The following is a 10789-nucleotide window of genomic DNA, read 5'->3' on the forward strand; positions in this document are numbered from 1 at the left end:
GTCAGCGCCTTTGTGTCCGGATTCGCGTCTCCATAACGCGAGCAGCGGAGGCCTCGGCGCGCTGACAACCGCTGACAGCGCTGACGGCAAAGACGCTTGGAAGCCCCCGCCAGCACGGGGGGTGTCAGCGGTGTCACTTGCGCGCGCGGATACACCAAGGCTTTTTGCCCCCTCCTCCCTCTATTTTGTCCCAAGCCCGTTTAGGCGGAATCCGCTGCCACCGCTGACACCCCCGCCGCTGGCCGCTCCTCCGCGAGCGAGGCGCCCGCGCCGGCTATTGCGTCCATTCACATCGCTGGCCGACGTCCGCAATGCAGGGAGGCCTCAATGAACCGCTTCGCTCCCGGCCGCACGTTCAAGTCTCGAGGGCGGCCGTACGAGATCCTCGGCCCTAAGGATCACTGGATGAGGGATGGCCGCTACGTCGAGATGATCCGCTATCAATCCGTCTGCGCGGAGCCTGGCTGCAAGCGCACGTTTATCGCGCTCACGACCAAGACCCGCATTCGCAAAGGGCAGCTGAACAAGCGCTGCGAGCTCCACCACGCTCCGGGCGTTCCGATCCCGGTCCAGAGGGTCCGGAAGAAGCGACCCAAGATCCGGTTGAAGAAGCCGTCGGCGGCGGCTCGCCTGGCAGCTCGTCGGGAGCGTGCGATCCAACGGGCCCTCGTCGCCATGCAACGCATCCAGCGGCCCTCCTACCTCGACTAAGCGGCCTTCTGCCGGGCTTGCAGAGGCCTTCCAGCTACGGCAATCTGGCGTTGAGCCCCAGAACGGAGGTTTTCGATGCCCCGCGGCCAGTTCTACACGGTCTTCACCCTGGGATTTGCCAGTGCCATCGCAATACTTGGGATCGTAACCGGGGTAGTCCTATTCTTCTGGCACGAGCCCACTTGGCGCATTGCATGGGCGCTTGGCGCTTACGGCAACCACCTTTCCCCGCTGTACTCCGGCCTGATCGTCGCCAGCGCCGCTGTGTTCGTGGCCTACTGGATTGTGCGGATCCAGCAGGCTGTTGTTCGTTGGTCCGGCGATCGCCTTATCGCGAAGTTGATTCGCCAATACAACATGATCGCGCAGCTCCAGGGTCGTGAGTACGCCGACGAGTTCATGAGACTGCAGGCACAATCCATAATCGAGGAGAGCGAAGGCAAACCGTTCAATCTCTTCGGTCGCGAGAAGATGCTGCATGCTGCGGCTGCCGCCGGCGTGCGAACTCAGCCAAAAGGAAACTGGCAGTGAAGCCCGAAATGGAAAGTTTGGCCGCTTGCGCCGCAACTGGAATTGCGTGGCCATGATCGCGATCGACCAGGTTGAACGGGACCGCCGACACGACGCTGTGCAGGCGCATGTGGAGCGGCTCGAGCGGCTGGTCGATGAGGTGCGCGAGGTGCTGCGTCGACCCGGAAGCGGCGACGAGAAAATCGCACTACTTCGCGAGGTGCTCGCCTGCCAGGGTTATCGCGTTTAGAGCGCGTGGCTCAGATAGGTCCCGGGCCCAAAAAGTCATCTTATCGAGCTTCCCGGCCGGAAAGTACCCCGGACAGCTAGTGTTCAGAACGAACGAGCAGCCTCGGTCGACGAAGTTGCTCATTCCAAAACGCTAAAACGAACAAAATAGATAAACGCAGGCCCACACGGCCCTCTGATTCGGAGTGCCTCGCCCTCGCCTGTCGAGTTTTGCGATAGCAACCGACCCGACAACGCCGATCCAGAACGCCGACGGCCTGCAAAATCTCAGATACTTCGCGCAATATCGACAAAGGCGACAAACTCTCACGGTTGACTGGGCTCGGCTTCAGTGGTCCCAAACGCGTGCGGGGGCTCATGGAGAGCAAAGCATGCGCCACGATAGGGAAGGCCTCGACACCGGAACGCTGTTCGCCGACGGCCATCATCTGCCGCATCAGTCGGCCGGCGTCGCCGCCCACCAGGCTCAGGATCCGCCGGCGCGGCCGGACGTACCTCACGAACCACCTCCTGAGATCAAGAAGGCGATGCTGGCTGCGGCCTATGCCGAGCAGATGATCGAACGTCTGGCTGCTCTTCAGAACGAACAGGTCATCAAGTACACCGGAATCTCTCGAGCTGAGCTCGGCCTACGCGTTTGGAACGCGCCCTTGGCAGAGGTGGCAGGTCGCCTCGGGCTCAAGAAGCACGTGCTCAGGCGCATCTGCGCGCTCTTCGAAGTGCCGATCCCCCCGAAGGGCTATTTCAACACGGCGTTTGGGCAACGCTCGATCCGATGGACCCGGGTTGCCGGGGGAGCCGGAACGCGATGACCACTGCTCCTCGCCTTTACGAAGCGAGCGAGGTCCTCGAACGGCTCCAGTTGAGAGGGCACGAGCTCGAGGAGCTCCTCAACGTCGGCATCATCGCGCCAGTGGCCGGCGGGCCGACAGGCGGGCCGCGGTACTGCGCTGAGACGATCGACCACCTGGCCGGTCGGGAGCAACGTACCAGGCTCGCTGACGCCCTGTGGTGGGACTTCGACCTCCAACAGCCGGCCTACATACCAGCCGGCGCCACCTGGGCCCGCTCCGTCGACCTGCCTTTCTATCCTTTCGACGACGAGGAACAGCAGTCGTGGACCCGGCGATACTGCAAGCTCAAGAAAGCGTGCGCGCCATTTCCATATCCGTACCCAGAGCGCCTGGGCCGTCGCCGCTCGAGGATGGAAGACATCGCGACCAAAGCTTTCGAGCAAAATCACACGGTTGCCCAAGAGCCGAGATATCGACGTCCGCATTCGCGGCACGCAGGTCAAGATAAGCAGAGCGAAGGTCCGCGACCTCGTGTGGAGCAAAACCACGATCTGTGCGGGCGCCGACCTCGGCATCACCGAGACAGCACTGCGCGGCCTCTGCAAGCAATATGCGATTCCGATGCCGACCCGCGGACACTTCAATCGTAAGGATCCGAAGCAGCGGCCTCCGAAGCCGGCGCTGCCGCCACTCCTGCGAGCAGCTCGATACCGAGACGATTGATGTTTCGGCGCGGCGGAATAGGCATCTTAGACCACCACGGGCAGTAGTTCGCATACGTTCCGCGCCGGTAGGATTTGGTAATTTGACTCTGGAGAGCGGCTTGGCTCGATAACGGGCATGCCCCGCCCTGCCCGACGCCACACACCAACGCACGCCGACGGCCGGCCACTTAAGATTACTTTCGGCCAGATGCGTGAGATGGGATTGCGTCGTGTGCTGGTCTACTGCCATTGCGGCCACCACGTCGCGCTGAGCGCCGATCGCTGGTCTGATGATGTCCGCCTGTCTGATATCGAGCCGCGCTTCATCTGCGCTGGCTGCGGCACCAGCGGTGCCGACGTCAGGCCGGACTTCGAGAGCGGCAAGCCACCGCAATTCGCCAAGTGAGGCAGGCTTACAGGCTCGTGGAAAGGATGACCGCCAAGCCCAAGGCCGCTGACCCCCACGCTAGTACATGAAACATCCAGGACTGCATCCAAGGTCGCATCGTTGCCTCCTGCTAGGAGGCTGTATCCGGATTAGGCGTGCTAGTTGCGATAGATCAATGTCCTTGGAAAAATTTCCGGATCTCAGTGGTCAAATCGAACCAGATGGCCCGCCAGTGTGAACCGGCGGGCCTCGCTGCTCAGTAGTGGTACAGCGGGAATGTCGGTCCAGCGGCATCAAGCCCGCTGATGATTGCGCCGGCCATTGCGAGGCGAAGGCTCGCCTAAAACAGAGCCGGCCGGCTAACAGTCGTATCAGACGCACGGGCACATTTCCGGCGCCTGCTGCTTCGCTTCGTCCGGGTCGTCATCCTCGCGGTCGCAGTCGTCCTGCTCGGCATCACTGAGGCCACCCAGGACGCCGCTTGTGGTCCAGCCGAGTAACGGCCCCCTTCCTCGTCAGGCTCAGCCCCATCGTGCTCGTCCTCAAGATCTCGACTGCCGCCCGCAGCCCAGCAGGTTTGGTCGCCCGTCGAATTGGGGCCGTCGGCACCATAACAGCTTGGATGCCGCGCCAGACTACCAAGGGAAGGTTCGTCCTCCCCACCATCCTCCTCTTCCATGTCCGGCTCCCGGCCGTCATGCTCGGACCCCTCGTCCTCGCACTGCTCCTTCAGCTCGGTCATGACGTACGGGTCGGATGCGTCCAGAAAGGCGCTCAGCCGGCCCGGCAGATGCCTCTTTCCTGAGTCCGGCGAGGCGACGGAGCGATGTCTGCCGCTCGCGCTGCTGGTTAGCCAGTCCGCTCAGCGGACCTACAGACGTGTTTAGGGGGGTGGCGTGCTATACACGCTGTCAGCCTCGATCATTGGATACCCTTCGTGGTTGAGGTAGAGCCGGCGGAAGCTGCAACTTCCCCTCGGCTTGCATTTAGGTTATACACAATTTATGGCAAAGTCAAATAAGGTAATACCCAAAAAGAAGCGGGGGCGTCCGGCGACTGGAAAGGACCCCGTTACCGCGTTGCGTCTATCGGCGGAGCTAACCGACGCAATTGAAACATGGTCCGCCGGGCAAGAAGACCAACCAAACCGCTCGGAAGCCATCCGCCGGCTGGTCGAGCTGGGACTAAAGGCGAAGAAATGAGATGCAACCTTGTGGCGGCCGCGATACTTGCCGCGGCCCTCTTCCAGCCGCTCGAAACGAGCGCACGAAGCTCAGCGGCTTACAAGTGCATTGTCAAACATGCATACGCTCTGAAAGACGGCAAGCTCTTTCCTCACCAACTCCTGAGCACCTATGTGAATAAGGAATTCGTTGTCGATCGTGCAGACGGTCGAATGCTCGGCACACTGTCGTCGGCGCTTTGGGAGACGGTCAAAGTTCTGGACGTCGGCTCAAAAGAACAATCATTTAAAGCCATCTACGTGTCCGGCGGTTATGTCCAAGTGAGGCTGCTAATTATCCGAGAGTTCGATACGAGCGCATTGAAGGACTTTTCGATTGCTGAGAACGACGACGTCCTTGCCGGTGTCTGTACCCACTTAGATTGAAGCGGACCGGGAGAGAGCGGCCTAGCAAAGCGCAGAGTTCTGAGGGCAACGAAACCATGCTTGGCGCCAAAATATCCATGTGGGTCGGGGCGATCATCACACTTTGGGGGACGGACATCCCCCAAGGGATATTTTACCAACTTGGAATGCGATCCTTTGCTGATAACGAAATCAACCATTTCGCCATTACGCTCGGCCTTTGCATTCTGACTGGAGGAGTTGTGGCATACGGCTACGAGCGAGAAAGATAAGTGCACCGTCCTCGCCGCGTCGAATTTATGGTCACCGCCGTGCTGCTGGCAGGCTGGGCGTTTTATCATTGGATTTAGGGATGAGCGATCAAGCTGCAGCAGACGCCGACTTCATCATCCTCGCGGCGCCTCGGTTATCCGCGATCGCTACTTTGGCCTCGATGTCTTTCGGCCTTGCCGACGGGGTGAATGAGGCTATCAGGAAGGCGCAAGATAACGCCGCGTATTCGCAGGGATGGCAGCAGGCCGCGCTGGGTTTTCAGGACGGCACGCTAATGATGGCCGTCGTTCGAACGTGCATCCTACTGGACAGCGACGAAAAGACCGTGAGCTTCCAAGGCGTATACAAGCGTCTCAAGCATCCTGAGACGCAACGCGTGCTCATTCAGAAGGTGTACGGCGAGTATGAAGGGCTGCAGTCCATATTCGGCTCCTCACCCACTCAGATGGCCGCTGACTTTCTTTCGATCTACCTAGAGGTCGATTGGGCCATTCATTCCAGGCTAGTTCATTTCCGCAATTTCGGAGTGGTGCACCTCTTGGACCGCAAGAATTGGAAATCGATAACATACGACGAGATGCGGGACCTGATCTTGCTGGTCGGGCGACTCAGCGACAAGCTGACAGAACTCTGCCGTTCGTCTGTCCCGCCGACTGCCTCGCTGGTGGGGGATTGGAGTGAATATGGCGCCCAAGCTCTAGTGAGAACCTGACGGACAGTGCAAGGACGCGCCTGAGTCGTGGCGCTGCATTGACGAATCAACCCACTATTTTGCCTTAGTGCGTCGAGCTATCCTCTAAGGATGTTGCACGCCGTCGAATCGAATCGCATGGCCGGTTGACCGCTCTATTGCTGGACCAATTGAGGTATCATGGACGCACCGCAGCCCCAGCCCCTTCTTGACCCAAAAGAGCAACTTCAGCTGAGAGTTCGTTTAGCTGAGCGACAACACGACCTCATGACCCAGTTCGGTCAGAAGGCGAACGAAGCAGCCGTCAAAGCGGCCGAAGAAGCTATCAAGGCTGTGATCCTGATCAACGGCGGCAGCTCTGTCGCCATGCTAGCGTTCCTTGGGACGCTCGCGACCAAGGATGTAGTTTCCACGGTTCAACTCTCACAAATGTCGGCGCCTTTGCTCTACTTCGGAACTGGCGTTGCGGCCGCGGTGGTCGCCGCGGCGGCTGCCTACTTCACGAATCTTATGATCGCAGGTTCTTCAACGCGGCAGACCCGCACTTACGAGCAGCCGTATTTTCAGGATACGAAATCATCAAATGGACACCGGCTTGCGGGCGAGATTTTCCGTTACATTGGCATTGGCGCCATGGTGGTCTCGATCGGATGCTTCGTCACGGGACTGGTGAAAGCTGAAGGTGCCTTTCAGGCGCTCGCCGCGACCAAGGACTCGAAGACAGCAAATGCACCCAAGCCCTAGGCCTTGCGCTCGCCCGCGTTGCGGTTGGCTATCTTACCGTCCCAGCATAGTATCCTTCTATGTCGCCGTCCTTCGAGAATCTGGGACAGACGCAGTATTTGCCCGGCGAACTGCTGCGGGTTGGACACACGACCGTTGGCGTCCCCGATGGCAACTCGGACGCGTTCACGATGCACTGCGATTTGGCTGCGGGGTCCTGCAGCGCGCTCTTTGGCGAACGCAGCGTTACCTAGCAGCAGAAAAACCAAGACCACTTGAAAGAAGCGCAAGCGTATCCCTCCTTGCCGCCTGCGGAAGATGGCCTGTCGGCCAAGCATTTGCCAACCTGTTTGTTTGTTCACTTGCGCTCATCCTACGGTTGAGGTTGGATTGGGGTGACATCCGGGGGCAGCCATGTTTAATCGAAAATATTTGACGATTGTTGTCAGCGTCGCTCTAGCGACGACGACCTTTGCCAGCGCAGCGCGTGCCGACTGCGATTTGGCGATTTCATCTTACAATTTCGCGATCAGCGATATTGAGACGCGTCTGAAGCGATACACCTCGTGCTTGGGTTACAGCAAAGGTTCTGACGACTGCTCATCAGAGTTTCGCCGGCTGCGCTCCGCTCAAAGCGATTTTGAAAACGCAGTATCCCAATATCAATTGTACTGCCGACGCTACTAATGAACCGCATCGGACCGCACTGTTGTATGCATGTGTTTGCTATTGGTAGTGGCCGTGGTTGTGAGTTTGGTCCACTGAGCCCCTGCGCTCGCCTTGCCCGCAGTGCGTCCGTTGGGCTCGCTGCGATTGAGTGGCTCCAGGGACGAAACTGATTGGAGGCCGATGTGCGCAACTGGTTGCGTGGGATCGATCAGGGCGCGGGCGCGATCGGCTTGCTCCTTCTCGCGGTTACCTTGACCATTGTCCTTTCCGTGTTTCTGCCACTGGTCAAATCCGAACCTCCTGCACACACTTCAGATTGGCTTGGCTTCTCAGGCAATGTCGTTGGAGGTGTCATCGGCGGCGTCATGACCCTCATTGCCGCGGTCGTCGCCTGGCGTGGCATCGAGCATCAAGTTCAGACCCAGATCAAACTTGCGAGCGATCAAATTGAGCAGGATCGCGCAGCCCTCAAAGCCGGCCTTTACGCCGAAATTTCCGATCGCGCGGCTCGGTGTGTGAACGACTATGTAAATCCATGGAGGGATTGGCCCAAGAGCAGAATGCTTACCCCAGAAATCCGAAAATTCGCACCAACTGAAAATGTGGTTTTGCCGGGAGTTGCTGGCAAGCTTGGTCTTCTTGATGCGTCGACCCTTCCCGCCGTAACTCAGTTCTACTTTCGACTCGCCGCACTGGCTCAGGCGATCGACTTCGTCGCCAGCGAGAAAGAGCGCCGCACCAACGCAACGTTGGATCTGTATCACGACGAGCACGTCACTATGATCAGGGCGCGGCTCTTTAGCTGCTTTGATCCGGCGATGAGAGCCCTTGACGGGCTAGCGATCCCCGAAGCGGAGCAATTTGAAGAGGAGGCACTCAAAATTTATCCGCACCTCGAGCGCGCTGGTCGCTCTGTCCGAGGGGCACTCAAAGATGTCACAACGGGACGATTGTAATTCGCGGTCGGCACCATCGATGAACCTTGCGCTCGCCCTCCGGTTGAGACACATTCCCGCTTCTCGATAGGGAGGCTACCATGGCCGACTCAGCAAGAAACGAGGGGCTTAGAGGTGCGCTGATTGGTGGGATTATCGGGGCGATAGGCACCGCCCTCGCAGGAGGCTCAATCGTATTGCTCACGAGCGCTGGCGGCGCAGTGACAGAGTATGTCGCAGGCAGGATTGCTGCTTCTACGATCAAACATTTGAAGGTTGAGTTGCGAGAAGGAAGTACACAGAACAGTTCCGATTTTTCGGCGAAGTGCCAAACGGGAGAATTGGTAGTCGGCGGTCAGTGTCTCATAAGTTATGAGAACGGCGCTCTACAAAACGCCGGATCTACGGCTGATGGCTATTCCTGCACATATAGCCGGCGATCTGATCCCAATGGCGTGAAGGCGAGAATCTATGCCGCGTGCCTTACGCTTAAATAGGTCACGGCTGTCGATGATGCGGACGAGGTAAGCAGGCACTGATCTTCCTCCGTCGCGGCCCTATCGATCGGTGCGAAGATAGCTCTTGCCGATGGTCAGGCGCATCGGAGCGCTCGGCGTGGCAAGCTCAAACTCGCGCACCACGAAATCCAAAACTCTCGAAAGCCGGAGAGCCGCTTGCGGTTCACTGCACCGCATCAAAATTCGGCTTAAGCGACGAAAGCGGTTACGCTGCCCCTTTGGGACGCGCGGCGCGATAGTTTCGAAATCGCCATCAAAGCTGATCAGGACGGCTTCCAGTTCTTGGGAGGCGGTGGCGACAATTTGGTCTGGCGTGCCCGGCACCACGTATTGACGAATGAATTCCGCCTTGTGGCCGTGCGCAATGAGCATATCGGCCACGTCTTGAGGCACATTCTCGTCGAGCATGAAATACATTGGCCATGAAGTATGACCAATTATGCGCGCCGGGCGAGTCTTTCCTCATGCGCAAGTGCTGCTTGCACATCTTCCGGGGTGAGGCTGGGATATTGCTTGACGATCTGATCGACCGAATATCCGGCTTCATTGAAGCGACGAATCGTCGCCGTCGGGATGCGCGTCCCCGCGACCACCGAGCTATTTCTCACAACGAACTTATGACGTTCAACGTGACCGAGCTGGCTCTCGTCTCGCTTCTTCAGTTGGTCGACACGAGCTTCCACGTCATTGATGACGTCGACCACCGGAACCATCGCGAGCTGTCCGTCCCAGACGCCCTCGATGTCATCCGATTTGGGGGGACGGAAGTGAACCTGTCCTTTGACCACATACAGTTTCACATCTGCCCAATGATCATATCCGCGGCGAATCAGCTCCCCTGCGACTTTTCGCAGCTTTTGCAGCGAGATCTTGTACTCCTTCATGAGCACGGCGATCGTCCTGAGCCCAACGATGTCCTGGAAGGAATACACGCGGCTATAGGGCGCCGTCCGAAATTCGTAGGCGTATCGAGGCTGAAAAAAGCCAGCACGATCCCACGAACGCAGCTGCCCGTGCGTCAGACCAGTTAGCCGAACGGCGTGATCTTCGCTGAACGCTGCTATAAGGACATTTTTGCTCATGGCCATTGCTAGACTATGCCGAGCGCTTTTGGTCGGAAAGAGGCATATCGGAGCATAGCAGACCTCCACTTAACGTGACCCGAATCAATCAGGCCTTCATCGGCACCACGTTGCCGTCCCTGCTCCACCGGTACCCAGCCACAGAACGCCGCCCTGTCGGCTTCATCCGCCGGCGCTTTTCACGCATGTCGCCGCGGCGGTAGGCCGACTCGACCTTGTCCGACACGGTGTGCGCCAGCGTCATCTCAGACATCTCGTTTGGGTAGCCGGTCTGCTCGGTGCACCAGTCCTTGAAAGTCGACTCGAAGCCTGCGGCACGGCGTCCCCGCCAAGCTTGGGATCGGTCCAGCGCGGCCGCGTAGCCGCCCCCCCCGGGCCCCGTTCATGCGATCGATTGCGCCGGCCATCGCGGCGGTGCTGAGGGCCTCGCCGGCGTCGTCGCCAGGAAAGAGGTGGCCCACTGCCCGCAGCGTGCTGCAGGACCTCCCAGGCCTCCGCTCGGGCGGCACAACCCTGGCAAGATACTCCCGCCTGGGGATCCGCCGCGCCGCTCGGGTCCGGGAGGCCGACGGCTCGCGTCGAGAGGGTGCCCCGAATGGGGAGACGCCCAGCTCCCCTCTCCCCCTGAGCCGTCCCAACAAGGCTCTCCAGACCAGCCTCACGGCCGCGATGTCCTGCTCGACAAGCGAGCTCGATGACCGGCAATCGAACCCCCGTTGCTGCAGTACGCCTAGAGGACGCGAGGTGCATAGCGGTAACAAACGACCGTCTTAGACCTTTTGACTGAGGGCAGCCACCGATCCCGCGCAAACTGCTCTTGCTCTCGCGCAATGGTTGCGCTTGCATGCGCCCTTTCGGTGGGGGATTTTAGCATGCGCATTTTGGCGATTGTGGCGGCCTGCGCCATGCTGGCTGGCTGCATGACGGCCGGCGAGACGGTCTCGTTCAAGGCAT

13 protein-coding genes are annotated in these 10789 nt (G+C 59.3%); 10 read left to right on the forward strand and 3 right to left on the reverse strand.

Translation table 11 applies throughout. The annotated features are described in order from the left end of the window. Positions 1 to 327: 327 nt before the first annotated feature. The 10 genes from XF30_RS21995 to XF30_RS22055 all read left to right on the forward strand — a co-directional run bounded on the left by XF30_RS21995 (position 328) and on the right by XF30_RS22055 (position 8256). The gene (locus XF30_RS21995; RefSeq protein WP_109143835.1) at positions 328 to 711 is read left to right on the forward strand and encodes a hypothetical protein; all 384 of its coding nucleotides are present in this window, start codon (positions 328 to 330) and stop codon (positions 709 to 711) included. 75 nt (positions 712 to 786) lie between these two features. After that, positions 787 to 1242, forward strand: a complete 456-nt coding sequence (locus XF30_RS22000) for a hypothetical protein (protein WP_109143836.1) — start codon at positions 787 to 789, stop codon at positions 1240 to 1242. 52 nt (positions 1243 to 1294) lie between these two features. Then, positions 1295 to 1471, forward strand: coding sequence for a hypothetical protein (locus tag XF30_RS38190; RefSeq protein WP_158284400.1), 177 nt, complete (start codon positions 1295 to 1297; stop codon positions 1469 to 1471). 370 nt (positions 1472 to 1841) lie between these two features. Next, entirely contained in the window at positions 1842 to 2282 is a 441-nt protein-coding gene (locus XF30_RS22005) for a hypothetical protein (RefSeq protein WP_146207737.1), read from the forward strand. A gap of 822 nt (positions 2283 to 3104) precedes the next feature. After that, on the forward strand, positions 3105 to 3374 hold the full coding sequence (locus tag XF30_RS22015) for a hypothetical protein (RefSeq protein WP_109143839.1): 270 nt from the start codon (positions 3105 to 3107) through the stop codon (positions 3372 to 3374). A 1195-nt stretch (positions 3375 to 4569) separates the two neighbouring features. Beyond that, positions 4570 to 4965 (forward strand): hypothetical protein, encoded by a 396-nt coding sequence (locus XF30_RS22030; protein ID WP_146207738.1) that lies wholly within the window; start codon positions 4570 to 4572, stop codon positions 4963 to 4965. 331 nt (positions 4966 to 5296) lie between these two features. Beyond that, a complete protein-coding gene (locus tag XF30_RS22040) occupies positions 5297 to 5929 on the forward strand; it encodes a hypothetical protein (RefSeq protein WP_109143843.1) in 633 nt (210 codons plus the stop codon). A 159-nt stretch (positions 5930 to 6088) separates the two neighbouring features. After that, positions 6089 to 6652, forward strand: coding sequence for a hypothetical protein (locus XF30_RS22045; RefSeq protein ID WP_109143844.1), 564 nt, complete (start codon positions 6089 to 6091; stop codon positions 6650 to 6652). Positions 6653 to 7045: 393 nt separating this feature from the next. Next, the gene (locus tag XF30_RS37835) at positions 7046 to 7318 is read left to right on the forward strand and encodes a hypothetical protein (protein ID WP_146207739.1); all 273 of its coding nucleotides are present in this window, start codon (positions 7046 to 7048) and stop codon (positions 7316 to 7318) included. A gap of 164 nt (positions 7319 to 7482) precedes the next feature. Continuing rightward, positions 7483 to 8256 (forward strand): hypothetical protein, encoded by a 774-nt coding sequence (locus XF30_RS22055; protein WP_146207740.1) that lies wholly within the window; start codon positions 7483 to 7485, stop codon positions 8254 to 8256. A 536-nt stretch (positions 8257 to 8792) separates the two neighbouring features. Here the strand turns inward: XF30_RS22055 and XF30_RS22060 are convergent. The 3 genes from XF30_RS22060 to XF30_RS38595 form a co-directional block, all read right to left on the reverse strand. Further along, the gene (locus tag XF30_RS22060; protein WP_146207741.1) at positions 8793 to 9161 is read right to left on the reverse strand and encodes a DUF5615 family PIN-like protein; all 369 of its coding nucleotides are present in this window, start codon (positions 9159 to 9161) and stop codon (positions 8793 to 8795) included. A gap of 29 nt (positions 9162 to 9190) precedes the next feature. Beyond that, positions 9191 to 9835, reverse strand: coding sequence for a DUF433 domain-containing protein (locus XF30_RS22065; RefSeq protein ID WP_158284401.1), 645 nt, complete (start codon positions 9833 to 9835; stop codon positions 9191 to 9193). Positions 9836 to 9923: 88 nt separating this feature from the next. Then, positions 9924 to 10079 (reverse strand): hypothetical protein, encoded by a 156-nt coding sequence (locus XF30_RS38595; protein ID WP_192893218.1) that lies wholly within the window; start codon positions 10077 to 10079, stop codon positions 9924 to 9926. Positions 10080 to 10789: the final 710 nt, after the last annotated feature.

Source organism: Bradyrhizobium sp. SUTN9-2 (assembly GCF_003122645.1).
In the GTDB taxonomy this organism is placed as follows: domain Bacteria; phylum Pseudomonadota; class Alphaproteobacteria; order Rhizobiales; family Xanthobacteraceae; genus Bradyrhizobium; species Bradyrhizobium yuanmingense.

Bases quoted from the DNA above. Each gene is read 5' to 3' on its own strand.
- XF30_RS22000 (WP_109143836.1), top strand. From the start codon at position 787: ATGCCCCGCGGCCAGTTCTACACGGTCTTCACCCTGGGATTTGCCAGT.
- XF30_RS22015 (WP_109143839.1), top strand. From the start codon at position 3,105: ATGCCCCGCCCTGCCCGACGCCACACACCAACGCACGCCGACGGCCGG.
- XF30_RS38595 (WP_192893218.1), bottom strand. From the start codon at position 10,079: ATGACGCTGGCGCACACCGTGTCGGACAAGGTCGAGTCGGCCTACCGC.
- XF30_RS22040 (WP_109143843.1), top strand. From the start codon at position 5,297: ATGAGCGATCAAGCTGCAGCAGACGCCGACTTCATCATCCTCGCGGCG.
- XF30_RS37835 (WP_146207739.1), top strand. From the start codon at position 7,046: ATGTTTAATCGAAAATATTTGACGATTGTTGTCAGCGTCGCTCTAGCG.
- XF30_RS22065 (WP_158284401.1), bottom strand. From the start codon at position 9,835: ATGAGCAAAAATGTCCTTATAGCAGCGTTCAGCGAAGATCACGCCGTT.
- XF30_RS22005 (WP_146207737.1), top strand. From the start codon at position 1,842: ATGCGCCACGATAGGGAAGGCCTCGACACCGGAACGCTGTTCGCCGAC.
- XF30_RS21995 (WP_109143835.1), top strand. From the start codon at position 328: ATGAACCGCTTCGCTCCCGGCCGCACGTTCAAGTCTCGAGGGCGGCCG.
- XF30_RS22060 (WP_146207741.1), bottom strand. From the start codon at position 9,161: ATGCTCGACGAGAATGTGCCTCAAGACGTGGCCGATATGCTCATTGCG.
- XF30_RS22045 (WP_109143844.1), top strand. From the start codon at position 6,089: ATGGACGCACCGCAGCCCCAGCCCCTTCTTGACCCAAAAGAGCAACTT.
- XF30_RS38190 (WP_158284400.1), top strand. From the start codon at position 1,295: ATGATCGCGATCGACCAGGTTGAACGGGACCGCCGACACGACGCTGTG.